Origin of the sequence: Salinispora cortesiana (genome assembly GCF_000484695.1) — a bacterium.
Classification (GTDB): Bacteria; Actinomycetota; Actinomycetes; order Mycobacteriales; family Micromonosporaceae; genus Micromonospora; species Micromonospora cortesiana.
Genome location: NZ_AXVR01000058.1, coordinates 1 through 25,521, shown reverse-complemented (window position 1 = coordinate 25,521; position 25,521 = coordinate 1). Strand labels below are relative to the sequence as shown.

General features: G+C 69.4%; 22 protein-coding genes and 2 tRNA genes. 9 read left to right on the top strand and 15 right to left on the bottom strand.

The annotated features are described in order from the left end of the window. Window positions 1-277 (top strand): transposase (locus tag K228_RS0120260; RefSeq protein ID WP_025620080.1); only part of this gene is annotated, 277 nt, incomplete at its 5' end. Between the two features lie 502 nt (window positions 278-779). On the opposite strand, the gene K228_RS0120250 is transcribed toward K228_RS0120260, so the two are convergent. From K228_RS0120250 to K228_RS0120230, 4 genes are all read right to left on the bottom strand, one after another. After that, window positions 780-1,337, bottom strand: coding sequence for a hypothetical protein (locus K228_RS0120250; protein ID WP_025620079.1), 558 nt, complete (start codon window positions 1,335-1,337; stop codon window positions 780-782). Window positions 1,338-2,467: 1,130 nt separating this feature from the next. Then, window positions 2,468-2,543 (bottom strand) — tRNA-Arg (locus tag K228_RS0120240). Window positions 2,544-2,578: 35 nt separating this feature from the next. Then, window positions 2,579-2,669, bottom strand: a tRNA-Ser gene (locus K228_RS0120235). A 104-nt stretch (window positions 2,670-2,773) separates the two neighbouring features. Continuing rightward, window positions 2,774-3,544, bottom strand: a complete 771-nt coding sequence (locus tag K228_RS0120230) for a CPBP family intramembrane glutamic endopeptidase (protein ID WP_025620078.1) — start codon at window positions 3,542-3,544, stop codon at window positions 2,774-2,776. 142 nt (window positions 3,545-3,686) lie between these two features. On the opposite strand from K228_RS0120230, the gene K228_RS0120225 reads away from it, so the two are divergent. Continuing rightward, a complete protein-coding gene (locus tag K228_RS0120225; RefSeq protein ID WP_025620077.1) occupies window positions 3,687-4,805 on the top strand; it encodes a globin domain-containing protein in 1,119 nt (372 codons plus the stop codon). A 94-nt stretch (window positions 4,806-4,899) separates the two neighbouring features. Here K228_RS0120225 and K228_RS0120220 read toward each other — a convergent pair whose 3' ends face one another. Then, a complete protein-coding gene (locus tag K228_RS0120220) occupies window positions 4,900-6,420 on the bottom strand; it encodes a peptide deformylase (RefSeq protein WP_025620076.1) in 1,521 nt (506 codons plus the stop codon). A gap of 328 nt (window positions 6,421-6,748) precedes the next feature. Between K228_RS0120220 and K228_RS0120215 the strand changes: the two genes are divergently transcribed. Continuing rightward, complete coding sequence (locus tag K228_RS0120215; RefSeq protein ID WP_025620075.1) at window positions 6,749-7,528, top strand: hypothetical protein; 780 nt, start codon at window positions 6,749-6,751, stop codon at window positions 7,526-7,528. Window positions 7,529-7,672: 144 nt separating this feature from the next. Here the strand turns inward: K228_RS0120215 and K228_RS0120205 are convergent, their stop codons facing one another. Continuing rightward, window positions 7,673-9,484 carry a DUF6311 domain-containing protein gene (locus K228_RS0120205; protein ID WP_025620074.1) on the bottom strand — a complete coding sequence of 604 codons (1,812 nt, stop codon included), beginning with the start codon at window positions 9,482-9,484 and terminating at the stop codon, window positions 7,673-7,675. A gap of 210 nt (window positions 9,485-9,694) precedes the next feature. Here K228_RS0120205 and K228_RS0120200 point away from each other — a divergent pair, with 210 nt between their 5' ends. Next, window positions 9,695-10,408: a class I SAM-dependent methyltransferase gene (locus K228_RS0120200; RefSeq protein ID WP_025620073.1), complete on the top strand. Its 714-nt coding sequence runs from the start codon at window positions 9,695-9,697 to the stop codon at window positions 10,406-10,408. A 98-nt stretch (window positions 10,409-10,506) separates the two neighbouring features. Here K228_RS0120200 and K228_RS0120195 read toward each other — a convergent pair whose 3' ends face one another. After that, window positions 10,507-11,040 carry a YbhB/YbcL family Raf kinase inhibitor-like protein gene (locus tag K228_RS0120195; protein WP_025620072.1) on the bottom strand — a complete coding sequence of 178 codons (534 nt, stop codon included), beginning with the start codon at window positions 11,038-11,040 and terminating at the stop codon, window positions 10,507-10,509. Between the two features lie 648 nt (window positions 11,041-11,688). On the opposite strand from K228_RS0120195, the gene K228_RS0120190 reads away from it, so the two are divergent. Then, on the top strand, window positions 11,689-13,167 hold the full coding sequence (locus K228_RS0120190; protein ID WP_025620071.1) for an FAD-binding oxidoreductase: 1,479 nt from the start codon (window positions 11,689-11,691) through the stop codon (window positions 13,165-13,167). 136 nt (window positions 13,168-13,303) lie between these two features. Next, window positions 13,304-14,773 carry an MFS transporter gene (locus K228_RS0120185; RefSeq protein WP_033777165.1) on the top strand — a complete coding sequence of 490 codons (1,470 nt, stop codon included), beginning with the start codon at window positions 13,304-13,306 and terminating at the stop codon, window positions 14,771-14,773. Window positions 14,774-14,829: 56 nt separating this feature from the next. On the opposite strand, the gene K228_RS0120180 is transcribed toward K228_RS0120185, so the two are convergent. The 4 genes from K228_RS0120180 to K228_RS0120165 form a co-directional block, all read right to left on the bottom strand. After that, window positions 14,830-15,549, bottom strand: a complete 720-nt coding sequence (locus tag K228_RS0120180; protein ID WP_025620069.1) for a PP2C family protein-serine/threonine phosphatase — start codon at window positions 15,547-15,549, stop codon at window positions 14,830-14,832. A gap of 77 nt (window positions 15,550-15,626) precedes the next feature. Further along, on the bottom strand, window positions 15,627-15,983 hold the full coding sequence (locus K228_RS0120175; RefSeq protein ID WP_025620068.1) for a hypothetical protein: 357 nt from the start codon (window positions 15,981-15,983) through the stop codon (window positions 15,627-15,629). 29 nt (window positions 15,984-16,012) lie between these two features. Then, a complete protein-coding gene (locus K228_RS0120170) occupies window positions 16,013-16,258 on the bottom strand; it encodes a hypothetical protein (RefSeq protein WP_018743778.1) in 246 nt (81 codons plus the stop codon). A gap of 82 nt (window positions 16,259-16,340) precedes the next feature. Then, window positions 16,341-17,024: a FadR/GntR family transcriptional regulator gene (locus tag K228_RS0120165; RefSeq protein WP_025620067.1), complete on the bottom strand. Its 684-nt coding sequence runs from the start codon at window positions 17,022-17,024 to the stop codon at window positions 16,341-16,343. Between the two features lie 269 nt (window positions 17,025-17,293). On the opposite strand from K228_RS0120165, the gene K228_RS25905 reads away from it, so the two are divergent. Beyond that, entirely contained in the window at window positions 17,294-18,562 is a 1,269-nt protein-coding gene (locus tag K228_RS25905) for an MFS transporter (protein ID WP_025620066.1), read from the top strand. 51 nt (window positions 18,563-18,613) lie between these two features. Here K228_RS25905 and K228_RS0120155 read toward each other — a convergent pair whose 3' ends face one another. Together K228_RS0120155 and K228_RS0120150 are read right to left on the bottom strand one after the other, a co-directional pair. Continuing rightward, window positions 18,614-18,964 carry an STAS domain-containing protein gene (locus tag K228_RS0120155; RefSeq protein WP_025620065.1) on the bottom strand — a complete coding sequence of 117 codons (351 nt, stop codon included), beginning with the start codon at window positions 18,962-18,964 and terminating at the stop codon, window positions 18,614-18,616. 93 nt (window positions 18,965-19,057) lie between these two features. After that, window positions 19,058-19,258 carry a hypothetical protein gene (locus K228_RS0120150; RefSeq protein WP_025620064.1) on the bottom strand — a complete coding sequence of 67 codons (201 nt, stop codon included), beginning with the start codon at window positions 19,256-19,258 and terminating at the stop codon, window positions 19,058-19,060. A gap of 44 nt (window positions 19,259-19,302) precedes the next feature. On the opposite strand from K228_RS0120150, the gene K228_RS0120145 reads away from it, so the two are divergent. Next, window positions 19,303-20,247, top strand: a complete 945-nt coding sequence (locus tag K228_RS0120145; protein WP_025620063.1) for a threonine ammonia-lyase — start codon at window positions 19,303-19,305, stop codon at window positions 20,245-20,247. Window positions 20,248-20,316: 69 nt separating this feature from the next. On the opposite strand, the gene K228_RS0120140 is transcribed toward K228_RS0120145, so the two are convergent. After that, window positions 20,317-22,413, bottom strand: a complete 2,097-nt coding sequence (locus tag K228_RS0120140; protein ID WP_025620062.1) for a S9 family peptidase — start codon at window positions 22,411-22,413, stop codon at window positions 20,317-20,319. A 55-nt stretch (window positions 22,414-22,468) separates the two neighbouring features. Continuing rightward, complete coding sequence (locus K228_RS0120135) at window positions 22,469-24,550, bottom strand: SpoIIE family protein phosphatase (protein WP_025620061.1); 2,082 nt, start codon at window positions 24,548-24,550, stop codon at window positions 22,469-22,471. Between the two features lie 183 nt (window positions 24,551-24,733). Here K228_RS0120135 and K228_RS0120125 point away from each other — a divergent pair. Further along, a partial coding sequence (locus K228_RS0120125) for a HAMP domain-containing protein (protein ID WP_188116226.1) occupies window positions 24,734-25,521 on the top strand: 788 nt, incomplete at its 3' end.

Below are 25,521 nucleotides of genomic sequence, written 5' to 3'. Positions count from 1 at the left end.
CGAACACGGCGCCGCACTCGGCGTCGACGTCGAGACCGTCACCAAAGACCCCCAGGCCAAAGGCTTCAGCGTGGTCAAACGGCGATGGGTCGTCGAACGCACCATCGGCTGGCTCATGCACCACCGCCGACTCGTCCGCGACTATGAAGCACGACCCGACAACTCCGCCAGCATGATCACCCTCGCCATGATCGACAACCTCGCCAAACGCCTCACCGCCGAAACCACCCCAACCTGGCGAGAACCACTACAACCACAACACACACAAAATACGTGAATCAGACGTCCTCTGAAGTCGACGGCGTGCGTGGGTTCTGTGCTGATCTCACCCGGCAGCTCATCGAGGCCGACGACCTAGAAGGTGATCTGGCAACTGCGCTGCACGCTCCACTGGACTCCCAGCGCCGAAACCGAAGCACTCGGGTCCAGGGTCCTATGGTCCTTCGGCATGCCTCTCGACGACTTCTTCGCCGAGGCTCTCAGCCTTCCCGGCTGGGCATGGGCACTGGCCGGCGTACGGGCACCTGGACATCTCACGATCGAACTCGATCGAGTCTGAGCGCACCTCTGCGGGCCGAGCGCGTACCGGCCAAAGGGCCGGGCAGTGCGATCCCGGCGTTCGGAGCGTGATGCGCGATGGCGAGCCGCCTGCACGCTCGGCGGCAGATCCGGACGGCGGGGTGAGTGGCGTCGCGCCCTTTGAGTACCGGCTTTGCCCTACGGGGCCGCCGCATTCGCTGGCTCACCTTCGGCAGGCCGGGGGTGATCTGCGATTCGTGTCAGTCGCGGCGTCGGGGTGCGGGTGGGTGACCGCGGTTCGGGTCGTGTTTTCGGAGGGAGTCCTCGGTTTCGTTGGCGAGTCGTTGTAGCAGCCATTCGGTTGCGGCGTGCACCTCGGTGGCGGCACCGAGCGGGGTCTCGACCGGCGGACTGGTCTGGGCGTCGACCTGGTGGCCGCCGCAGCCGGTGGAGTCGGAGTCACAGCTGAGGGAGATCGTGGTGTGCACCTGCCATGGCGGCCCGGGGCGGTGGTAGGGCATGCTGCCCGCCGGGGCGCACAGGACATCGACCCAGATCTGATTCGATCCCCCTTCGCCCGCCAGTATCGTGACCGGGAAATCCGGTTCAGGCCCGAGCCGCTGATAGCGGAAGCGGTTCAGGGTGACGCCCCAGAGCTGGGCGTCGGATCGTGCACCCAGCCGCTGCCCAACCCGGAAGAGGGTCTCGTCGGCGGACTGTAGAAGCTGACGAACGCGGTCGTGTTCCGTCCGATCTGCCAGCGCGGGGAACAGCCAACCGACCTCGCCCAGCGGCAGCGGAATGTCCCGAGAGGTCACGGCTCAGTCTGTGTTGCCGAACCAAGCTACGTCCACCCGTTACCTGTGTGCCCCGCGCGCGGTCGGCGGCAGATCCAGACGTTATCCGGTTGGCAGCCAGGAGCCCGGAGCGAAGACTGATACAGGTGATCGACTACCTCTGCCCGGGCTGCGGTGAGCGTTGCGCGGCGAGTCAGCTTCAACGCGGCGGCGACCTCTGTTCTCCGTGCACCGCCAGAGCGACCTGGAACTCTCTGTCAGCAGACCAGCAGCAGACCATCGACACGGCCATCGGTCGTGGAGCGATAGCCGGCCTCGTTGCGATGCGAGAAGCCCACCCGCCGATCCGGTTACCGTACGCCGTGGACGTTCTCCAGTTCCGCTACGACGCCGGAGTCGGGCGTGATGCTACCGGCCAATAGGCTTCGTGCCGTCTCGCGCGGCAATACCCCCAGCGGGCAAGCCGAGATCGGGTGCACTGATCTCGGCATGAGCGTGCGCCGGTGATGGCAGTCCCGAACCGCGTGGTGCAGGCACCGAACGTGAACGGTTCGTGGGCGAAGCCGCTCGACCAACACCCTCCCGTGCCGGTCACCGGCGGCTGCTACCTCGGCCGCTGCGGTTCATCGCGTAGCCGGCACCGACCTGGTCCAGACCCGATGGACACCCCGGCGACGAGCCGGGAGCCCGGCTCGTGCCGGCCCAAACCCAACCCGCACGGTCTTCAACCGCACCGTGTCAAGGCGCCCGGGACAGGACAACCGGGCGGAAATCAGATGCCCACACCACACCACCGCCACCACTGGCCACTACTCCTACCCTATGGTGCAGCCCCCGACCCGCCAAGCCGTGAACCCAGGTCAACGCCCACCGACCACACCCGCAGCGACAGCCACCAAGAAGATCCACACCAACGGCCACAGTGGACGGAACCCGACGACCCGCCGACGCACACCTCCACCATGACCCAGACCAGGCGACACGCACACGCACTGGTCAGCACGCACGAGCACGAACCGCCCCTCAGACGGCACGCGAACTTTGGAGCACCAACGGAGCACCAAGCTCCCACATGGTGGAAGATCACGGCACATGCTGGGAAAGAGTCAAGGCCGCAACCAACGTTTCCGCTGGTCACGGCCTTGATCGCGTGGCGCGCCCGAAGGGATTCGAACCCCTAACCTTCTGATCCGTAGTCAGATGCTCTATCCGTTGAGCTACGGGCGCTGGTGCTTGGTCAGCCTACACGACCGACTTTCGCGCGGAGACTCCGGGATTCGAACCCGGGAGGGGCTTTAAAACCCCAACCGCATTAGCAGTGCGGCGCCATAGACCAGACTAGGCGAAGTCTCCCTGGCGGCCACGCAGGCCACCGGGGATTGAGAATACAGGGCCCTGGCCGCCGGGAGCAAAGCGACTACCCTCGGACAGGTCGGATGTCGGGGTCGCCGCGGACCTCAGAGCCAGTCGAACCACTCCTTCGGCAGCGCCGTGTAGCCGACAAAGGCCACGATGTCCAGGAGTGTGTGCGCCACCACCAGTGGCATCACCCGCCGGGTTCGGAGGAAGTACAGGCTGAAGATGACGCCCATGACCGCGTTTCCGACGAACGCGCCGAACCCCTGGTAGAGGTGGTAGGAGCCGCGGAGTAGCGCGCTGGTGGCGACGACCGCGCCAAGTCGCCACTGGAGCTGCCGCAGTCGGGTGACGAGGTAGCCGACCACGATCACTTCTTCCAGCACGGCGTTCTGCACGGCAGCAAAGATCAACACTGGTCCTGCCCACCAGATGTCCGGCAGCGCGGCGGGCACCAGCGTCGCGTTGAGCCCGAGTTGCGCCGCCGCCCAGAACAGGGCCAGGCCGGGCAGGCCGATCAGCGCGGCCAGGCCGGCGCCGCGGACGAGGTCTTGGCCGGGCTGGCGGGCGTCCAGACCGAGCGTCCGGGCCGGATCGCCGGGGTTGCGCGCCAGCAGGTGTACGGCGAGCAGCACCGGGAGCAGGGCGAAGCCGATCCCGAGCAGCTGGTACGTGAGGTCGAGGTAGGGCCGCTCGGACCGGGATGTGTTCAGGGCGGCGGTCTGTGCCGACAGCGGTCCCTCGGCGGTGAGTTTGGCGACGATCGAGGTCAGGGCGTAGACGGCGGACTGGCCGAGCGACAAGCCGAGGACCAGCCACGTCTCGGTGCTCAGCGTCCGGCGAGTCAACGGTCGGTCCAGATCGAGGGTCACCGCACCACTGTGCCTGACCCGACTCCTGATCGTGGCACCGAGGAGACCTCATGAACGGTCGCACATTGTGTGCGACCGTTCGGCACGCTCCGTGGCCATTCTGTAGCTGCCCGATTTCCGTACGGAGAAGGAGCGCGCTCCCGTGGACGATGTCGCGCGGCTACTCAAGGAGAGTTGGACCCTGGTTGAGGAGCACCGGGACCGGCTGAGCGAGCACTTCTACGCCCGGCTGTTCCTGCTCGACCCCGAGCTGCGTTCACTCTTTCCGGCGCAGATGGCGGGTCAGGGTGATCGGCTGTTGGAGGCGATCATCACCGCCGCCCACACGGTGGACGACCCGGAGAGCTTCGACGAGCTTCTCCGCTCGCTGGGCCGGGACCACCGCAAGTACCACGTCGAGGCGACGCACTACGAGACCATGGGCGTCGCCCTGCTGGACGCCTTGCGCAGCACCGCCGGCGACGGCTGGAATCTGACCTTCGACCAGGCCTGGCGGGACGCGTACGCGGCCATCTCGGGCAAGATGCTCGCGGGGGCGGCGGCGGACGACAACCCGCCGTTCTGGCATGCCGAGGTGCTGACCCACGTTCGGTACGGGCCGGACACGGCGGTGTTGACGGTCCGCGCCCTCCAGCATCCGCTGCGGTGGCAGGCGGGCCAGTACGTCAGCATCGAGGCGCCCCGGTACCACCCGCGGGTGTGGCGGACCTATTCGGTGGCGAACGCGCCGAACGACGACAACGTGCTGGAGTTCCACGTTCGGACACCGCCGGGTGCGGGGTGGCTGTCCGGCGCGTTGGTTCGTCGGGTGAAGCCGGGTGACCTGTTGCGGTTGGCGGCGCCGATGGGGTCGATGACCCTGGATCGGGCATCGGACCGGGACATTCTCTGCGTGGCCGGCGGGGTTGGCTTGGCTCCGGTGAAGGCGCTGGTCGAGGAGCTGGCGGGTTACAACCGGACCCGCTGGGTGCACGTCTTCTACGGCGCCCCCACGCATCTTGATCTCTATGGTTTGGCTGGGCTGCAGGAGTTGGTCGCCCGGCATCCGTGGCTGTCGGTGACCCCGGCGTGTAGCGCGGACCAGGGCTTCGATGGTGAGCTGGGCGACATCTCCGAGGTGGTCGGCCGGTACGGCCCGTGGACGGCGCATGACTGCTACGTCTCCGGGTCGGCGCCGATGGTCCGGGCCACGCTGCGGGTTCTCTCCGGCGACGAGGTGCCGCAGAAGCGCACCCGGTATGACACCTTCGGTGAGTTGTAACGGACATTACCCATCGGGCGGACCGGCACCGCCCACAACGGCCACGTCCGCCCGGCCCTCCTTCCCCCGGGCGGACGTGGCCGTACCAACGCTGTCAGTAGCGCCAGGGCTGTCCGGTGTGCCGGTACTCCTCGACCGGCACCAGGGGCACGCCGGGGGCCATCCGGTCCACGTAGAGGCGTCCCTCGAGGTGGTCGATCTCGTGTGCCACGAGGCGCGCCATGGCGTACTCGTAGGTGGTGATGACCCGACTGCCGTCGAGGTGGGTGTGCTCGACGTCGATCCGCAGCGGGCGGGGCACGAGGCCGCGCTGGTCGAAGAAGGAGAGGCACCCTTCGTACTGTTCGTCGGTGTCGGGTGCGGCGTCGACCACCCGCGGGTTGAGCAGGACGACGGGTTCGCCGCCGCGGTCTGGGGGGCGGACGACGGCGGCGGCGCGGCCGATGCCGATCTGGGGAGCGGCGACGCCGACCCCCTTGCTGAACGGGTGTAGCTCGTCCAGGCGGAGTAGGGCTGCGGTGAGCCGTTCCACGGTCTCCTGGGCGACCTCTGCTTCGCTGGGTAGGTCGAACGGCTGGGTGGGCTGGCGGAGTAGGCCGGCTTCGTGTTGGAGGATTCCGACGCTCCGCATCCGGTCGCTTGGTCGCAGCCAGCCGGGCTGTGTCGGCTCCCCCTCGGGTCGGGACCGGAATCGCCACTGCATCCGGTAGCGGCCGTTCAGCGGTGGCTCGTCTGCCGCCCAGTCGAAGATTGTTCGGTCGCCTTCCTCCCGGCGGGCCACCGGGGTGCGCAGCGGGCCTTCCTCCGCGGAGAGCGAGGTCTGGGCACCCCAGACCTGCGGGTCGAGGGCGGCGGGCAGGTCGAGCCGGACGGCGAGGTGCCGGGTGGGTACCCGGACGGCCCGCTGGAACCAGGGGCCCCACTTGTCCGCCCCGACGTGGTAGGCGTACTCGATGGTGGCGCGGTCGCCCGGGTAGAGCGGGAAGCGCCGGTCGGCGTTCTCGAAGAGCAGCCAGATTTCCTTGAAGGCGTCCCGGTCGTGCTTGGTTCGCCAGTGCATCGCCTCGTGCTCCTGCCCGTCCAGCCGGTAGGCGCGAAGCTGCAACTCGGCGAAGGTGAGCGGGTGTGCCCGGTGGTGTCGGTTGGAGCGGCCGGGGTCGCCCGGGTAGCGGTCAACGGCGACGCGGATGAGGTACCGGGTGATCGGCTCAATGCCGGCGTTGTGCAGCTCCCGGCGGATGACGCAGTGGTACGTCTCGTCCTGGTAGGTGAGGCTGGCGTGTTCCCGTTCGACGATCAGGCCGGTGCCGGGGGGCAGCCACTGCCCGGGGGTGGGTGGCTCGCGGTGCGCCGTCCGGTCGCTGCGGTTGTGCCGGAGTTCGTCGTATTCACAGAAGCGTTGCCAGATCGCCCCGCTGGCCTCCAGCACGGCCTCTGCCCGCCGGGCGAAGTCTTCGGTGGGCCGGTGCCGGCGTCCCTCCACGTGGCTCACGTACGACGGGTCGAATCCCATCAGCGTCGCCAGCTGCTTCTTGGTCAGCCCTCGCTCGGTCCGGTAGCGGGCGAGTTCGACGGCGAAGGTGTCGGCCGCCCGATCGAGCGGTGATGTCGTCATCAGCTTCCTTGGGGCCGGGACTATCAGTTTCACGTTCTGTCATTGGTCGGATATAGAAGTGCCACCTTGTCGACATGAGTCTTGACTCTCCAGCGACGAGGGTCGATAGTGCGGCGGCTGTTTCCCTGGGCTGGCGGGCGGGTAGTACGCCGAGGCGCGGGCTGGGCCGAAGCCGCCGAGACGCGGTTGGGCCGGAGTGGCCGAGGTGCGGATGGCCGGAGTGGTCGAGGTGCGGCTGGGCCGGAGTGGCTGAGCTTCAGCAGAAGTTAGGCTAGGCTTGGCTTAACGGAGGGGCGGAAGACGGGAGGAGCGTCGGGTGACCACAGTTATGCCCGGCACGGCAGCTATCGCCCCGTTGGCTCCGGTCACCATGGCGCTTCGCCAGCTCTTCGGCACCGACGATGTGCCCGGCCTGGCCCACGGCCTGTTGGTCGCCGATGAGGTTGGTTGGTCACCCGCCACCAGCTTGGTGGACGGGACGCGACTGCCCGAGCTCCTGGCCGCGGCCACTGACCAGTGGGGTGGCACCCGGCACGCCAGTGCGGCGCTGGCCTGGAAGGCATACTGCTACTGGGCGGCGCTGCCGGCGGTACTGGGCTGGGCCTCGGCCCGGCGGGTTCCCCTGCTCGTTCCCGCCGATGTCCTGATTCACCTTGCGGATCATCGTTCGCTGCTCACCCTGGGCCTGCGCCGGTCGACCGCGGTGGCGGTCCTGCCCGGTGATCCGCTGGCGCTGGCCGGCCGGCCCGAGGTGCAGGTGGTGGCCGGCGAGGCGGAGTTGCTCGCGGCTCTCCGGGCGACGTTGCTCGACGCCCACCTCGCCCCGATGATTGCGGCGATCCAGGCGGAAGTGCGGATCGGCGCCCGAACGTTGTTGGGTTCGGTGGCCGCCGGGATCGCCAATGCCATCCTGCGTGCCGCCGACGGCCTGCCGGGCTCCTCCGTCGCCGCGATCGACACATTGCTTTCGGCGCTCGATCTGCGAGACCTGGTCGAGCTGGTGCCGGATCCGGCCGGTGAGCTGATGGTGCAGCGGTGTACCTGCTGCCTCGCCTTCACCCTTCCTCGCCCGACGACGTGCGCGGGCTGCTGCCTCCGCCGGTCCTGATCGGCCGGCCGGTCAGCTCCGCCGGTCCTGACCGGGCCGTACCGGTCATTCCGTTGGTCTTGATCGGGTAGGCACTGGTCGCTCCGTTGGTCCTGGACGGGTCGGCACTGGTCACTCCGTCGGTCCCGGCCGGGGCGGCGTCGGTCAGGCGGTGAGGCTTCGCACGTCCCAGAGCCAGACGCCCTCGGTGTAGGTCGGCGCTATCCCGATCAGTTCGGTCATGCCCTCGCGTAGCGCGTCGGCGTGCTCGTGCGGACCGAGGATGACTGCGCCGGCCCGCCAGTACCGCAGGTCCTCCTCGGCGTCCGTCCGCTCCTGCTGGCTGATCGGTGGCACCGTGCCGGTGCGCCGGATCTCGTCGAAGAATTCGTTGGTCGGGCGGGCTGGCGCGGTGAACAGGGCGACTCGGTGCCGACCGGGACGGGTGTCCGGGCCGAGGAAGTACCCACGGGCGATCGGCATGTCCAGGCCCGTCTCGGCGGACCACCGCAGCGGGTCGGCGTAGTGGGTGTCCGGTAGCGGCAGGGTGACGATGCTGCGTCCATCGGCTACGTATGGTCGCCAGGCGCCGGAGGTGACGAAGGCGGGGGTGGGCTCCAGCCGGACCGCCGGCAGCGGGGTCGGCAGGAGCGGCAGGAGCGCCATCGCCAGCACGGTGACGGTGGCGAAGCGGATCTGCGGCCGGGCGGCGGGATTGTGGTTGGCGAGGGTCCGGGCGCGCTGCGCCCCGTAGGCGAGCAGGAGCCCGAACAGCGGGGTGATGGCCAGCGCCCACCGGGTGGGTACCACCGAGTGCAGGATGGGCAGGTTCTCCAGCGCGGCCCAGGGGGCCGGGATGCCGGTGAGCTCGCCGTTGAACAGGACTTCCCGGCCGAGCGAGAGCACCGCGAAGATCACCGCGAGCAGGGCCAGAGCCCGGACGACGACATCGCGGCGCAGCCACCAGACGAGCGCGGCGACGAGCACCAGCAGGGGCCAGCCGAAGAAGGCGTTCTCCTCGGTGGGGTTCTGCGCCAACCCGCGCGCGCCGGGTTCGTCGCCGGCCAGCGACTCCCGGGAGTACGCCACGTACGAGGCGAGGTCGGTGGAGTAGCCGCGGATGAGCGGGGAGAGTCCTCGGTAGGCGCCGGGGCCGAAGAACTGCACGTAGAGCGGGTACGCCAGCAGGAGGAGCGCGACCGCGGCGGCGACACCCAACCCGGCGAGGAAGGGGCGTGCCCGCTGGCGCAGGTCGGGCCGGCGGAGAGCGAGCGCGACCACGACCACGCCGAGGCCGATCGCGGTCATCAGCAGGATTTCCAGGTTGAGGAAGGCCTGCCAGACGATGACCAGGGCGAGCAGGATCCCGTTGCGGAGCCAGCGACCCGGCTCGCCGAGGCGCAGGGTGCGCCAGATGATCAGAGGTACGACGAACTGGGAGACGATGTTGGGGTGGGCGTTGGCGTGCGAGACCATCGCGGGCGCGAACCCGCAGAACGTGGCGCCGAGCCAGGCCGGGCCGGGGGAGCGGACCACCACCCGGGAGAGCAGGAAATACCACGATGTCGCGGTGGCCGCCATACCCAGGGTTAGGAAGAGCAGGAAGGACATCCGGGGGCCGGCCAGGAGGGTGACCGGCGTCATTGGTATAGATACGGATAGTACGGACGTATTGGCCATCAAATTGACGGCCTCCGGCACATTCATTCGGTCCGAGGTGAACGGGTAGGCGAAATCGGTCACCACTCGTGAACCGTGCGCCATCATCCACTCGAACTGGGACTGGTCGGTGCGGTTGTCCCGGAGCCCGTCGTCTGGGTCCAGCCAGAGCCGGATGGTCACCCAGAGCGCGAGCAGGACGAAGCTCAGTACTGCCAACAGGTCGAGCCGCCACCGCGGGCCGGGCTGGTCAGACCGGGGGGCCGGCGCTCCCTCCTCGGAGGCGTCGGCTGCGCTACTCGAATCGGCGGTAGTCATACCAATTCAGAGCGTAGTCAGATGATGGCCACACTGTGCCAGGTTTTGGGCGATTGGTAGCATGTGCCGGCTCCTGGCTGCCGATCATGCACCTACTCCGATCGTATTTCGGTCACCCCGATGCCCCGATTTGTTCCACCTTCTAGGTGGATGGTTCACTCTGTCGGTCTGGGCGGGGTCAAGCCAAGCCACACCGTGAGGAATCGACGAATGGCAGAAATAACCGGTAATCAGCGTGTCCAGTCCGAGGTGCTGGAAGGCCTCGCGACTGCCGTGAACCACCGCCGTTGGTTCGTTGAGCTGGCCCTGCCGTACCTGGGTGAGAACCCGATCGAGGTCGGTAGCGGCCTCGGTGACTACGCACTGGAGTGGGCCGAACGAGTCCCCCGCTTCACCGCCACGGAGGCCGACCCGGAGCGACTGGTCGCCCTGAAGGAACGACTCGCCGCCGAGCAGCCCGGCATCGAGGTGCGTGAGATGCTGCTGCCGCACACGGACGGCGGCGACTACAGCGCCGTCGTCTCGTACAACGTCCTGGAACACATTGAGGACCACGTCGGGGCCCTGCGTGGCATGCGCGACCTGGTCCGGCCGGGCAGCCCGGTGATCATCATCGTGCCGGCGTTCGAGTTCGCGATGAGCCCCGCCGACATCGCCACCGGCCACGTCCGGCGGTACACGACGAAGACCCTGGCCGCCGCGATGACCGAAGCCGGGCTGACCGTGGAAAAGATCCACTACGCGAATGCGCTCGGACTGATCGGCTACTTCATGGCGACCAAGGTCTTCCGGCTGATGCCGAAGGAGGGCCCGATGGTCAAGGTGTACGACACCTTGGTGCTCCCGGTGACCAAGGCTGCCGAGCAGCTGGCCCGCCCCCCGTTCGGCCAGTCCGTCTTCGCGGTGGCCCGTACGCCCTCCTGACCCGACGGCCACCCGCCTTCCCGTGATCCGGCGCTGGTCGCCCCCATCGCCAGCGGGCGCCACCAGGCCGGACGCGGATCGTGGAAACGCGGGGACGGCTACTGCGTGACCTGGTAGGTCGGCCGAATCACCGCGCGGGCCAGGGTGTGGAAGGCGAGATTGAAGCCCACGTACGCCGGGGAGGCGTCCGGGGTGACGTCGAGGCGCTCCACGTCCAGCGCGTGCACCGCGAAGAGGTATCGGTGCGGGTGATCACCGGGTGGCGGGGCGGCACCCCCGTAACCCTGCTGACTGTAGTCATTGCGGACCGTGAAGGCGCCGCCCAGGCCGTCGCTGCCCGCGCCCCGCGGCAGCTCCGTCACGCTCGTCGGCAGGTTGACCAGCACCCAGTGCCAGAAGCCACTGCCGGTCGGTGCGTCCGGGTCGAAGCAGGTCACCACGAAGGCCTTGGTCTCGGTGGGAAAGCCCGACCAGGCCAGGTGCGGGGAGAGGTCGTCGCCGCCGACGCTCGGATTGGCGTACGTCGCGTCCATCGGCTCGCCGTTGCGTACGTCGTCACTGGTGAGTGTGAACGATGGCACCGTCGGCAGTAGTTCGTACGGGTCCGGGGCGATCGGTCGTTCCAGGGTCATCGAGCCAGGTCCTTCCGGTGTGCGGATTGTCGCCTGTGCACCTTCATACCTCGTCGAAACTGCCGATGTCCTGCGAGCCGCTCGGGATCGAGGCGCGGGTCCGTGGTGGTGAACCCGAAGCGCCTCCTCGGGGGTCGGCGAGACTTGCCCGCTCTGGGTAGCATGCCGTGCCATGGGTGCGATCAGGCCGTGGCATATCACCCTTCTGCTGTGTCTCGTGACATCGCTGGCGCTGGTCGTCGGCGTCACGTGGGCCGCGGTGCGCCGGCGGAACCGCCGCTGACGCTGGATACGACGGTGTTCATCCTGGGCGCTCTGTTGGCCTGCGGTTTCCCATTAGGTAACTGAATTCCCAGCAGCCCCGGGTGTACCACGCAGCAGCTATTAGCGATCCCGCCAAGCGCCTTCGGGTAGCAGACCGGACTGATACGGTCAAAACAGACGAGCCGGTGTTGCAGTACTGAAACGCACCTCGAGTGACGTGTGTGTGTTTGGCGGCATCATGCTGCCCAAATCGATTGAGGCGTGTGTGTGGTGCGGCCGGCGGTGTCAGGTCGGCCAAGGCGGGTCGGAATTGTTGCCATGAATAGTCGTATTCGCGGGCCGGGTCATTTCAGATAGTTGTTTCGGTACTGAAGGAGAAGGAAAATGGAAGCCACTCGACGAAATGTCCTACGTGTTCTGGCGGTAGGTGCGGGCGTCGCCGGCGCTGCCGTCATCTCGCCCGCTGCCCTGGTGGCCTATGGTGACAGTGCTGCCCTAAGCGATTCGACGGCGGGGCGAAGTCCGCACCCGGACCCGGGAAAACTGACCGGGCGGTTGGTGTTCCCCGACGATGCCGACTACGACGCCGCGCGACTCGGGTGGAACCGGCAGTTCAACCCGTACCCGCTGGTCATCGTTTTCTGTCAGGACGCCCAGGACGTGATCAATGCGATCACCTGGTGTCGTCGACACGATGTGGCCTTCCGTGCTCGAGGTGGTCGGCATGCCCTGGAGGGGTGGTCGGCGGTGGATGGCGGCGTCATTATCGACGTCAGTGAAATGCAGGAGATCGAGCTGGACACGCACGCGCACCAGGCGACAGTGCAGACCGGAGCAACCCAGGACCAGGTTGTCGAGGCGTTGGGGGAGCGGGGTTTCGCCATTCCCACCGGAGCGGAGGTCGGCGTCGGCGTGGCCGGGGTCACGTTGGGCGGCGGGATCGGCCAGCTCAGTCGGAGTCTTGGGGTGACCAGCGACAGCCTGACGTGTCTCGATATCGTCATTCCCGACGGGGAGCGGGGCGCCCGGCTCGTCCACGCCGACGAGACGCAGTACGCCGATCTGCTGTGGGCCTCGCGCGGGGGTGGTGGCGGCAACTTTGGCATCGCGACCAAGTACACATACCGCATCCATCCGGTGTCGGATGTCGTGGTGTACCAGATCACCTGGGATGACTGGCGATACGTCGGGGAGCTTCTCCGGACCTGGCAGGAGATCGCGCCCTTTGCGGATGATGGACTCGGGTCGGTTTTCAATGCGAAGACCCGAACGGACGGCCATATCTTCAGCAATGGTATCTACCGTGGTTCGGAGCGCCAGCTGCGAAAGATACTTCGGCCGCTGCTCGACATCGGTGACCCGCAGGTCACCATGGAGACCACGTCTTACCTGGACGCCTGGAACCAGCTCGCGGGAACCACGGACCCGCCGCGGAAGACGCACATCCCCTCGTCCTGGGTTTATGAGCTACTGCCGAAGCGGGGGATCGACACGGTCATGCGGTTTCTGGCCGAACTTCCCGGCCTCGGCGGCGAGATCTGGTGTTTGAACTGGGGTGGTGCGATGAAACGGATCCCGACCGACGCCACCGCGTTCTTCCACCGGAGCCCGAAGTACTACATGGAGTGGAGTGGGAACTGGGAGAACGACGAGGAGCAGAAGACGGTCCTGGCGTGGACGGAGCAGTTCCGTCAGGCGCTGCTGCCCTACGTCAACGGCTCCTACGTCAACGTCCCGGACAGCAGTATCGGTGACTGGGCCACCGCGTACTACGGCGACAACTACGCCCGGCTGCGTGAGGTCAAGACCAAGTACGACCCGCATGAGTTTTTCCAGTACGAGCAGAGCATCCGGCCGCACTGACGAGGCGGAGCCGCGCTCCCGGGAGTTGATCCGGCGATAGCTGGATCAATTCCCGGGAGTCGCCCAGATGAGCGGGAACGCCGCGGGGTGGGCAAGGGGGGCGCGTGACCAGTCGCGAGTGTGCCGGGATGTCGCGTTGACGGCCCGCGAGCCTCGTTCCGGGCCGACGCCGGGCGCGGGGGCGCCCGGACGAGCCCGACGGTGGCTGGTGGCCGCGGTCTGTCAGGTGGTCGTATTCCTCGCGACGGCCACCACCGCGATGTTGGCCATCGCGGTGCCGCAGATCACCTCGACGATCGGCCTCGGCGAGGACGGCCAGCAGTGGATGGTTGCCGGCTACGCGCTGGCGTACGCCCTGATGTTGGTGCCCGGCGGTCGGCTCGGTGACGTGTGGCGACGGCGGGTCGTCTTCGTGTCCACCCTGGTGCTCGGTGGGGTGGCGGCCACGTCCGCCGCCCTCGCCCAGACGCCGGTCTGGCTGGTGCTCTCCGTGTTGGTGCTGGGCGGTGCGCTCGGGGTGGCCAGCCCCCAGATCCTTGGGCTCTTCCAGCAGTTGTTCACCAAGGAGGAGCGGGGCCGCCCGTACGGTCTACTCGGGGTGGCGTTCGCCGTCGCCCTCGGGTCCGGACCGGTCCTGGGCGGGCTGTTGGTGGATGTCAACCCGGAGAACGGCTGGCGGTTGGCTTTCGCCGCGAGCGCCTCGATCGCCTTCCTGGCAGCTGCCCTGGGGCTTCTCCTGATACCCGCGTCGACACCCCCGGATCGCTTCTGGTGGCGACGGACGGATCCGGTTGGCGTCGTCTTGTTCGTCGTCGGGATGGTGCTGCTCTGGATTCCGATGGTGGAGGGGGAGGTGGCATGGATCCCGGTGCTGTGGGTGCTGGCACCGGTCGGCGTGGTCGTTCTCGCCGGCTTCGTGCTCTGGGAGCAGCGGCAGGCGAAACGGGGGTCACCGCTGGTTGACCTGAGCCTGCTGCGGGTCCGGTCGTACGGCCTGGGCGCGATCATTGCGGTGTTGTTCGGCGCCTATGACGCGCTGTACTACGTTTTCGCGCTGTATCTGCAGGACGGGGTGGGCCACAGCCCGCTCACGACCGGTCTGGTGATGGTGCCGATTGCCGGGGGGACGGCGGCCGGGGCGGTCGTCGGGGGCCGGCTGGCCTGGCGAGCAGGTCGCCGAATAGTAGCCGTCGGACTGCTGACGTCCCTGGTCGGACTGGCGGCGGTCATGGTTGGTGACGTTCTCCTGCCGACCTTCGACAGCCCGCACTCGGCGGCCCTGCCATTGCTGCTCGCCGGCCTCGGCGCGGGCTTTGTCCTCAGCGGCATGGGCAGCGGACTGACCAACATTCCGAACCAGGCCGTGACCATGTCACAGGTATCCAACACGCGGGCCGGCAGCGCTGCCGGGATGTTGCAGACCGGGCACCGGCTTGGAATCTCGGCCGGAACGGTCGGCGTCAGCACCGCACTGTTCGCAACGTTGGACCGTACCGGTGGTAACTGGTTGTTGGCTTTCCGGACCACGTTGTTGATCATCTCGGCATTTATCCTCGTCGCTCTTCTGACCGCCCTGACAGACATCTTCACCAGGGGGAGGAGGTAGCTCGGTGTGCCGGCCACCCGGTGTCCCGTCGGGTGGCCGGTACCGGCGGTGACCGCTCAGGCTGTGGTCACGTCGGAAACCACGACGGTGACGTTGTCCGGTGCACCGGCCTGGTGGGCGAGCTTGACCAACTGCTCTCCGCAGAGCTGCCGGTCACCGTACTGGGTCAGGGCGGCGGCGATCGCCTCGTGCTCGACGTAGTCGGAGAGCCCGTCGCTGCACAGCAGCAGCCGGTCGCCGGAGGTCACGGTCAGCGTCCCGATCGCGGGCGGGGCGCCGGCTCCCTGCACCGCTCGGGTCACCAGCGACCGCTGGGGGTGGTGCCGGGCCTGTTCGGGGGTGATCGCCCCCTGGTCTACCAGCGCCTGGACGAACGTGTCGTCCCGGGTGACCAGGGTCAGCTCCCCGTCGCGCAACAGGTAGCAGCGGGAGTCTCCGACCTGGGCCAGCACCAGCGTGTCGTCGGCGAGCAGGGTGGCGGTCAGCGTCGTCCCCATGCCTTCCCGGGCGGGATCCGCGGCGATCGCGGCGTGGATGCGCTGGTTGGCGGCGCTGACCACGGCGCGGAGCGCGTCGGCGGCCGCAGCGGGGGTGGTTGGTGGAGTCAGTTCGTCCAGGATTCGGATGACGATCTCGCTCGCCACCTCCCCGGCGGGCAGTCCGCCCATGCCGTCCGCGACTGCGAGGAGGCGCTCACCGGCCAGGGCGGAGTCCTCGTTGTTGTTCCGGACAAGGCCGATGTCGTTGCGGATGGCCGAACGGAGGATCAACGTCATGGACCAAGCTTGCCAAGAACACCCTCCGTTCGTCTCTACACAGGTGTGCGGGATTGGGAAAGTCTCGGTCGGATGGTTCACTCCTCGACGGGCAACTCCGCCAGCGGCACCTCCAGGCGGACCGCGTCGGTGACGGCTGCGATCTGGTCGGCGGGCACGTAGACCGCCCCGGTGCGGACCCGGTCGGTGGAGACCTTCAGGTAGCCCGAGTGGCGCAACCGGGCCGCCAGGTCGGCCGGGACGTCCGGCTCCTCCACCGCGGTGGCCTCGATCAACTCGTTCAGGCTGCTGCCCGGGTCGGTGGTCGGTGCCTGCACGGTCACCGCGTTCGGGTCGTCTCGCTGGACCAGGTCCACGATGCCGATCTCACTACCGGCGACGTCAACCACCCGCATCCCGGTGGTGACCCGAGAGAGGACACGTTGCTCGTTCATGTTGGCGCCGTTCCCGGCGGTTCTGTGCGCTAAACACCGCCCCAGCCGCCCGGAGGGCGGGGGGAGAGCTCGCGCCACGTGTCGGTGCCGTGGAGTAGCGCCCGGACCGTCTCTTCGGCCTCCTCGACGCTGCTGTACTCGTAGAACTGGGAGACCCCCTCCGAGCCGCCGGCGCGCTGTTCGACGTGCCACCGGTCGGCGTTGACGCGGAGGAAGACGTCGCGTCGGGCCAGGCGCCCCCATTTCCCGTTCCACCAGTGCTTTCGCTGCTCCATGTCAAGGACTTTATCGAACAGGTGTACGAATGGTGTCGGCGGCTGTGAGATTTCCACGGGTGTCGGTGTGCTTCGGGATGGCCTAGGTCGGCGGCGGTGGCGTCAGGTAGGCACCTGCCTCGATCGCCGCCCACTCCGGATCGCCGGACCGGATGGCGTCGATCAGTCGGGAGTGGTCCACGTAGCGCTCCGGTGCCAGGGTCTCACCTAAAGTCGCGGCGACCGTGCTGCGCATCGCGGCGTCGATGGAGGCGTGTAACTCGGCGAGCATGCCGTTGTGTGCCGCCGCGACAACGATGGTGTGCAGCGTGGCGTCGGCCGCCACGAACTCGTCGACCCGTCCGGCGTGCCACGCGGCCTCCCGGGTGGCGAGCGCGCCGGCGAGCGCCGCCAGATCCTCGGCGGTGTGCCGCAGTGCGGCGAGTCGGGCGGCCTCCACCTCGAGGGCGCGCCGCACCTCGACCACCTCGGTCATCCGGTCGTCGGTGAGTCGACGGGCCACCACCGGGGCCAGTTCATCAACCGACACCACGTACGTGCCGGAGCCCTGCCGGATCTCCAGCACTCCCGCGTGCGCCAGGGCGCGGACCGCCTCCCGGACAGTGTTGCGTCCCACGCCGAGGGCCGCGACGAGTTGTGGCTCGGTCGGGATTCGGCTGCCCACCGGCCACTCACCGCCGAGGATCCGGTCGCGGAGCTGGGCGATCGTCTCCTGGACCCGCTGGCCCCGCGGTGGGACGGCGGTGGCTTCGACCTCGGGTGGCACTGGTTACATCCCCTGCCGAAAATTCATCCCATGATTGTAGGTTCGGGGGCATGACCCCGCCACCCTCCGCAACGTCCACCAGGATGAGGCCGCGCCCGTCCCGAGAGATCAACTTTCCGGAGGTGGCCGGCCGCCCTCGCCCGCGGGGCGCGGTCCCAGCGGGGGCGGGCGCTCCGGGCGGCGTGACCACTGAGGGCGCTCCGGGCGGCGTGACCACGGAGGGTGCTCCGAGCGCCGTGGCCCTGGAGGGACTGGGCGTCCCGGATGGCGTGACCACGGAGGGTGCTCCGAGCGCCGTGGCCACGAAGGGCTCCCCGGACGGCACGGCCACGGCCCTGGTCGGAGAGCGCCAGGTGGCGCGCCGAGCCGCGCTCGTACTGGTCGGGATAATTCTGGTCGGTGCGAACCTGCGGGTTGCGGTGACCAGCCTCGGCGCGCTGCTGGACGAGGTCCGTGCCGGGCTCGGACTCTCCGGAACCATGGCCGGCGTGGTAACCACGCTGCCGACGATCGCGTTCGCCGGGCTCGGGGCGATCACTCCGTGGCTGGTCCGTCGGGTCGCGCCGGCTCGGGTGCTGGTGGTGGCGATGGCGGTGCTCGCCGCTGGCCAGGTGCTCCGGGTAGCCACCGACTCCGCACTGGTCTTTGTCCTCACCAGCGCGCTGGCGCTGGCCGGGGTCGCGGTGGCGAACATCCTCCTACCCCTGCTGGTCAAGCAGTACTTCCCGCACCGCACCGGACTGGCCACCGGGGCGTACACGACGGCCATGACCGTGGGCATGACGGTGGCCGCCGCCGCGGCGGTGCCGACCGCGCAGGCCTTCGGCTCCTGGCGGACCGGGCTCGGGATCTGGGCCGGGCTGGCCGCGGTGGCCGTACTTCCATGGGTGCCGTTGGCCCGCCGGGCCCGCTCGATTGCGCGGCGCTCGACCTCGACCGAGGCCGCCACCGGTGTTCGGGTGCGCCCGGCGCGCACCCGGCTTGGTTGGGCCATGGCCGTCTACTTCGGCGCCCAGTCCCTCAGCGGGTACGCGATCATGGGCTGGCTGGCACAGCTGTACCGGGACGCCGGGTTCCGCCCGGCGACGGCGGGTCTCCTGCTCGCCGGGGTCACCGCGCTGGGCGTGCCGGTCGCACTCCTGATGCCGACGCTGGCCGGTCGGCTGCGGACGCTGCGACCGCTGGTGCTGTCGTTGACCGGTGCGTCAACGCTGGCCTACCTGGGGCTGGCCCTGGCCCCGTACCGCGGCGCGCTGCTCTGGGTGGCCCTGCTGGCCGTCGGGCAGGGTGCCTTCTCGTTGGTCCTCACGACCATCGGGCTGCGGGCGCGTACGGCGGAGGGAACGGTGGCGCTGTCGGCGTTCGCGCAGAGCATCGGCTACCTCATCGCGGCGCTGGGGCCGCTGCTCGTCGGCATCCTCTACGGGGCCACCGGTGGGTGGGCCGTGCCGGTCGGCTTTCTGATCTTGGCGCTTGCGGTGCAGACCGGCGCGGGTCTGGTCATCGCCCGTCCGCGTTACATCGAGGACGAGGGGTAGCGCCCGGGCGCAGCTTCGCCAGGTCGTAGTCGGAGCGGGCGACGCGGGGCGTCACGATGACGCCGCGGCGGGGTTGACGGCCTGCTCGACCGTCGGGTACGTCCGCAGCACCTCGACGAGCCCGCAGACTTCGAGGATGCGCAGCACATCGCGCTGCGGGGCGGCCAGCCGTACGCATCCGCCCGCCTCGTCGCAGCTGTTCTTCGCGTGGATGAAGGTGGCCAGCCCGGTCGAGTCGCAGAACGAGACCTGCGCCAGGTCGAAGACCAGCCGGCTGCGGCCCCGGTCCAACAGGTCGGTGATGTGCTCCTGCAACCGTGGCGCGGTCGCCAGATCCAGCTCGCCGACGACCGATACGACGGCGACCTCGCCGCGCTGTTGGGTGTGCACCGTCAACGACATCCGCCGGACCTCCTGCTACCAGCAAAACGGTATCCCACCAGGGGGTGTTACGCAGATCAGGAGGTTGATTGCCGGCCCTCGCCGAGCTCGTGCTCACCCGGCGGTGAAGAGGCCGGCAGCGAGGGCGAACAGGGTGCCGGCGGCCGAGGCGCAGCAGCAGACCAGCACGGCGGCGACCACACCGAGGATCACCCAGACCCGCCGGTCCCGGGCGATTGCCCGAAGGCCGGGCCGGGGTCGGTCGCCCGTCGCCGGATCGTATCCACCGCTGGCGACCGGACGTTCGCTGCTCACGCCCCGGAAGTCTAGGCGGGATCCGCACCGGGCAGGATCAGGTGATGGAGCTCGTGTCTGTCGACGACATCCGGAATGCGTCCGCCGATATCACCGGCCAGGTTCTACGTACCCCGCTGATGCGGGCCCCATGGGATGCGGAGCTGTGGCTCAAGGCGGAGAGCCTGCAGCCGGTCGGCTCCTTCAAGCTGCGCGGCGCGACCCACGCGGTGGCCCGGCTCACGGCGGAGCAGCGGTCGGCTGGCATGGTCACCCACTCCTCGGGCAACCACGGCCTGGCGCTGGCGCACGCGGCTACCGCCGCCGGTGTGCCGTGCCGGGTCGTCGTACCCGAGGGGGCGCCGGCGGCCAAGGTCGATCGGATCCGGGCGTACGGCGTCGAGGTGGTGACGGTGCCGCCGCCGCGCCGTGCACCGGCGGCGCAGCAGATCGCGACGGAGACCGGCGCGGTGCTGGTGCCCCCCTTCGACGACCGGCGGATCATCGCTGGCCAGGGAACGATCGGCCTGGAGATCGTGGCGGACCTACCCGAGGTCGATGTGGTGCTGGTGCCGGTCGGCGGGGGCGGGCTGTCCTCCGGCGTCGCGACCGCGGTCCGGGCGCTGCGGCCGGCGGCGGCGGTCATCGGCGTGGAACCGGAGTTGGCCGCCGACGCCCGGGACTCGCTGGCGGCCGGGTCGGTGGTGTCGTGGGGCGAGGAGCGCACCTACCGGACCTGCGCCGACGGGCTGCGCCTGCCGCCGTCCGAGCTGACCCTCGCGCACCTGCTGGCGCGGCTGGACGGGATCGTGACCGTCACGGAGGACGAGATTCGGGCGGCGCTGAGCCGGCTGGTCCGCGACGCGCGGCTCGTCGTGGAGCCGAGCGCCGCGGTGGCGGTCGCCGCCCGGCTGTTCCGCTGTGCCGAGCTACCCGCCGGTCGTACGGCTGCCGTGGTGACCGGTGGCAACGTGGATCCGGCCGTGCTGGCCGCTGCGCTCGCCGACTAGCTCCTTCGCGGCCCGGCACCGCGAAGGGAGCCGGGCCGCCGTCCGCAGCCGACGGCCCGGGGACCGGCCTCAGGCGCGGCCGAGCTGGTCGAGCAGCCAGGCGTTGATGAAGGCCTCCTCCCGCCAGGCGTCGTACCGACCGCTCGGCCCGCCGTGCCCGGCGCCCATCTCGGTCTTGAGCAGGTAGTCGCCCCGCGGCGCGGTGGCCCGCAGGCGCGCGATCCACTTCGCCGGCTCGTGGTAGAGCACGCGAGTGTCGTTGAGGCTGGTCACCGCGAGGATCGCTGGATAGTCCACGGCCCGCACGTTCTCGTACGGCGTGTACGACTTCATGTACGCGTACACCTCGGGGTCGTCCAGCGGGTTGCCCCACTCCTCCCACTCGGTGACGGTCAGCGGCAGCGACGGGTCGAGGATCGAGGTCAGTGCGTCAACGAAGGGAACCTGCGCGACGATCCCGGTGAACGCGTCCGGGGCGAGGTTGGTCACCGCGCCCATCAGCAGCCCGCCGGCGGAGGCACCCCGGGCGACCAGCCGGTCGGTCGCGGTCCAGCCCGCCTTGACCAGATGCCGGGCACAGGCCACGAAGTCGGTGAAGGTGTTCTTCTTGGCCAGTAGCTTGCCCTGGTCATACCAGCGCCGGCCCAGCTCGCCGCCGCCGCGGATGTGTGCCACGGCGAAGACGACACCCCGGTCCAGCAGGGAGAGCCGGGCGACCGAGAACCAGGGGTCCATGCTCGCCTCGTAGGAGCCGTAGCCGTAGATGACGCACGGCGCGGAGCCGTCACGCGGGGTGCCGGCCCGACAGATCAACGAGATCGGCACCCGGGTGCCGTCGTCGGCGATCGCCCAGTCCCGGTGCTGCTCGTAGCCGGTGGGGTCGTACGGGCGGCCGTCCGGCCCGGGCAGCACCGGGCGCTGCCGGCGTTGCGTCATCCGGCGGGTGACCAGGTCGTAGTCGTACACCGAGTCCGGGGTGACCAGTGAGGTGTAGCGGAGTCGGAGCTGACTCGTGCGGTACTCCGGGTTGCTGTCCAGGCCGACGGCGTACAGCGGTTCGGGGAAGTCGATGTCGTGTGGGTCGCCACCCCCGATCGGCAACACCCGCAGCCCGGTCAGCCCGTTGGCGCGCAACGTGATCACCAGATGGTTTTCGAAGGCGTCGACCGCCTCCAGGCGGGTGCCGGGGGAGTGTTCGATGAGCGGCACCCAGTCGCCCGGGGCGTCGGCCGAGGTGTACGCGAGGGCGAAGTCCTCGGCGCCGTCGTTGTGCAGGATCAGGAACCGGTGCCCGTGGTGCTCGACCGTGTACTCCACGCCCTGACGGCGGGGGGCCACCGGGACCGGGACGCCGGTCGGGTTGCCGGCGGGGATGGCCAGGACCTCGCTGGTCACCTTGCTGTGAATGTCGATGAGAAGGAACTTCTCCGAGCGGGTCAGCTCGACACCGACCCAGAACCGCTCGTCGTCCTCCTGGTAGACCACCACGTCCTCGCTGGCCGAGGTGCCCAGCGTGTGCCGCCAGACCCGGTTCGGCCGCCACGCGTCGTCAACGGTGACGTAGAAGAGCACCGAGGCGTCGGCGGACCAGGCCGTTCCGTAGAACGTGCCGGGCACCTCGTCGGGCAGGAGCTCCCCGGTGTTGAGGTCCTTCACCCGGAGCGTGAACCGCTCGTCGCCGGAGAAGTCGGTCGAGTACGCCAGCCAACGCCCGTCCGGGCTGACGTCGAAGGCCCCGAGCGCGAAGAAGTCGTGCCCCGCGGCGAGCAGGTTGCCGTCGAGTAGCACCTCCTCGCCGGCCAGGGGGGCGCCGTCGCGGCTGACCGGCGGGTCGGTTTCGCCGTCGTGGACGACGCGGCGGCACTGCACCCCGTACTGCTGCCTCTCGACCGTGCGGGTGTAGTACCAGTGGCCGCCCTTGCGGGTGGGCACCGACAGGTCGGTCTCCTGGGTCCGTCGGCGGATCTCCTCGAACAGCTGCTCGCGCAGGTCCGCGAGGTGGGCCGTCCGGGCCTCGGTGTAGACGTTCTCGGTGGTGAGGTAGGCGATCGTGGCGGGATCGTCCTTGCCAGCGAGCCAGGCGTACTCGTCAATGACGGTATCGCCGTGGTGGGTTCGCTCGGTCGGCATCCGCTTGGCGACGGGCGCTGGGGTCTCGGTGGTCACGGCGTTACGTTACCGGCCGGGCGGCCCAGCCACCCTCCTGCTCGCGCGGCCGCGGCTAGCCGGCGTCGTTGCGCAGGACCAGAACCGCGATGTCGTCCCGGGGCGTCTCGGTGGAGAACCCGAGCGCGGTCGAGCGCAGCCGCGCGGCCACCACATCCGCCGAGTAACCGGCGAGCGGCGCCGTCGCCTCCCGGAGCCGGTTCGCCCCGAAAAGCTCCCGCCCGCGCCGCCGCTCGGTGACCCCGTCGGTGTAGAAGATCAATGCCTCGCCGGGGTCCAGGGTGAGCTCGGTGGCCGGCGAGGAGATCGAGCCGAGTAACCCGAGCGCGGTGCCGCCGGTGCCGACGAACCGGGCCGCACCGACGGCCGGCAGCAGCACCGGCCGGTCGTGCCCGGCGAGGTGCAGGCAGACCTCCAGTTGGTTACCCGCACCCGGTCCAACCGTGGCCAGGGCCAGCGTGCAGTATCGCCCGCCGCCCCGCTCGACCAGCGTCCCGTTCAGTCGGATCAGCGTCTCCGACAGTGGCTTGCCGTCCCCGATCAGGGTCCGGATGACATCCCGGACCAGGCCGGTGAGGGCGGCCGCCTGCACTCCCTTGCCGGAGACGTCACCGATCACCACCAGCCACCGCCCGTCCGGCAGCGGCAGCACGTCGTAGAAGTCGCCGCCGACGTCCGCGTCGTCCCCGGCCGGGACGTACTCGGCGGCGAAGCCGATCCCCTCCACCACCGGCAGCACGGGCGGCAGCAGCGACTGCTGGAGCGCCTGGGCGACCCGACGGCGCTCGGCGTGGATGCGCGCGTTCTCGATCGCCAGCGCCGCGCGCCGGGCCACATCCTCCAGTACGGCGACTTCGTCCGGGTCGTGCCGGTGCCGCTGGTGCCGGCCAACAGCGAGGGTGCCGAGCCGCTGGCCACGGGCGATCAGCGGGACGGCGAAGCCCTCGGTCGGCGCGCCGAGCGGGAGCTGAGTGCCGTTGCGGGAGGCCTCCCGCAGTCGGGACTGGACCGAGTCCGGCCCGGTCTCCGCCAGCACGGCGTGTAGTTGGGGCAGCATCGACTCGTCCGCGTGGCTGGCCGCCGCCAGTCGCAGCCGCCCCCACTCATTGCTGGTGTGCACCGCGCACCACTGCCCCAGGCGGGGCACCACGAGCTGCGGGATGAGCGCCATGGTCAGCTCGACATCAAGGGACTGGGCGAGCAGCTCACTCGCCTCAGCGAGGAAGGTCAGCCAGGCCTGCCGGCGCAGGTCGGCCCGGCGCAGCCGGTCGTTCTCCAGGTGCAGCGAAAGGCGCTCGGCCATCAACACCGCCAGCGGTTGGGCGTACGCGGATGGTGCCGCGTCCAGCTCCAACTCGCCGACGTACGGCCGGTGCACGGTCAGCGGCACCCGTACCAGGTCATTGTCGGCCCGGGGCTGCCGGCCGTAGCGGGCCAGTAGCTGCGGGCCCTGCCCGTCGCCCCGGTCCAGCCGGACCAGTCCGCCGGCCGCGCCGACCATGTCGGCCACCCGGGTCAACAGGCTGGTCGCGAAGTCCGGCAGGGAGTCCTCCGCGTACGGGTCGGGCGCCGTCTGCATCAGCTCACTCATCGCCGCGGCGCTCGGTGGGAAGCTGTCCTCGCTGGCGGCCTGGTCACCGGTCACCGCCGTGGCTGGCACCGCGGTGACCGGTGACCGGCCGGGGCGATCGAGAGCGTCGGGCCGGTCGAGCCGGAACCAGACCCCCTTACCGGCGGGCAGGTACGTGGTGCCCCAGCGGCTGGCGAAGTGGTCAACCAGGAGCAGGCCCCGGCCCCGTTCGGCGATGTCGGCGATGTCGCTGCTCTCGTTGCGAACGCCGACGCTCAGCTCCTCGACCGGCCCGCGAGCGAAGTCGGAGACGGTGACGGTGAGCCCCCGTCGGTCGGCGACCACCTCAAGGTCCAGTTCGGTGCGGGCGTGCTCCACCGCGTTGGTGGAGAGTTCGGTGGTGAGCAGAAGCGCCTCGTTGGTCAGCTCCGCCAGGTCCGCCTCGGCGAGCAGCGACCGGACGAGTGCGCGCGCTGCGGCGGGTGTCCGGGGGTCGGCGGGGAGCCGGACTCGCCGGACGTGCTCGTCCCGGCCTCCGGTCGGCGCGGGCCCCCTCTCCGCTGACACCCCCGTATCCTCCACCGCTGCCGTGGTGGGTGCCAACCGGACCCAGCGGAGAGCCGACATCGGTCGGCCCCCGAGCCGGTGCCAGCTCACGTCGCGTCGGTCTGGCGCGTAGTCGGTGGTGGGCACAATAGTGAGAGGTCCGGCCTGCCGGCAGCAGGCCGCCCCCGACGTGAGCGAGGAATGATGACCACGGCGAAGCAGCCGGCGGCGGAGCCGTCCGCGCCGGACCCCGATGCGGTCCTCATCGAGCTGACCGAGGCACTTCGGCGCGTTCGCCACGGCGATCTCAAGGTTCGGCTGCCGCACCGGTCGGGCCGGGCGGGCGAGTTGGCGGATGCCTTCAACGAGGTGGTGTCGCTCCAGGAACGGCAGTACCACAATCTGCGCCGGATCAGCCGGATCGTGGGCCGGGACGGGCGGCTCGCCGAACGCCTCGACGACGAGGACCTGGACGGTTCCTGGGCGGAGGGGCAGCAGGCGGTCAATTCGCTCATCGAGGACCTCGGGCGCCCGACCATCGAGATCGCTCGGGTGATCGCGGCGGTCGCCAAGGGTGATCTCTCCCAGCACGTGGCGCTGGAGCTGGACGACCGACCGCTGCGCGGGGAGTACCTGCGGATCGGGCGCACGGTGAACACCGTGGTGGATCAGCTGTCGTCGTACGCCGATGAGGTGACCCGGGTGGCCCAGGAGGTGGGTACCGAGGGGAAGCTGGGTGGTCAGGCCGAGGTCCGGGGCGCCGCCGGCACCTGGAAGGACCTGATCGACTCGGTGAACACCATGGGGTCGAACCTGACCGCACAGGTCCGCAACATCTCGCAGGTGTCGACGGCGGTCGCGACGGGTGATCTGGGGCAGAAGATCACGGTTGATGCGCAGGGCGAGATTTTGGAGCTGAAGAACACTGTCAACACGATGGTGGATCAGTTGTCGTCGTTCGCCGATGAGGTGACCCGGGTGGCCCGGGAGGT

Coding starts and splice junctions, on each gene's coding strand:
- K228_RS0120220 (WP_025620076.1), bottom strand. CDS start 6,420: ATGACGACATCACCGCTCGATCGGGCGGCCGACACCTTCGCCGTCGAA.
- K228_RS0120215 (WP_025620075.1), top strand. CDS start 6,749: ATGCCCGGCACGGCAGCTATCGCCCCGTTGGCTCCGGTCACCATGGCG.
- K228_RS0120205 (WP_025620074.1), bottom strand. CDS start 9,484: ATGACTACCGCCGATTCGAGTAGCGCAGCCGACGCCTCCGAGGAGGGA.
- K228_RS0120200 (WP_025620073.1), top strand. CDS start 9,695: ATGGCAGAAATAACCGGTAATCAGCGTGTCCAGTCCGAGGTGCTGGAA.
- K228_RS0120195 (WP_025620072.1), bottom strand. CDS start 11,040: ATGACCCTGGAACGACCGATCGCCCCGGACCCGTACGAACTACTGCCG.
- K228_RS0120190 (WP_025620071.1), top strand. CDS start 11,689: ATGGAAGCCACTCGACGAAATGTCCTACGTGTTCTGGCGGTAGGTGCG.
- K228_RS0120180 (WP_025620069.1), bottom strand. CDS start 15,549: ATGACGTTGATCCTCCGTTCGGCCATCCGCAACGACATCGGCCTTGTC.
- K228_RS0120175 (WP_025620068.1), bottom strand. CDS start 15,983: ATGAACGAGCAACGTGTCCTCTCTCGGGTCACCACCGGGATGCGGGTG.
- K228_RS0120170 (WP_018743778.1), bottom strand. CDS start 16,258: ATGGAGCAGCGAAAGCACTGGTGGAACGGGAAATGGGGGCGCCTGGCC.
- K228_RS0120155 (WP_025620065.1), bottom strand. CDS start 18,964: ATGTCGTTGACGGTGCACACCCAACAGCGCGGCGAGGTCGCCGTCGTA.
- K228_RS0120145 (WP_025620063.1), top strand. CDS start 19,303: ATGGAGCTCGTGTCTGTCGACGACATCCGGAATGCGTCCGCCGATATC.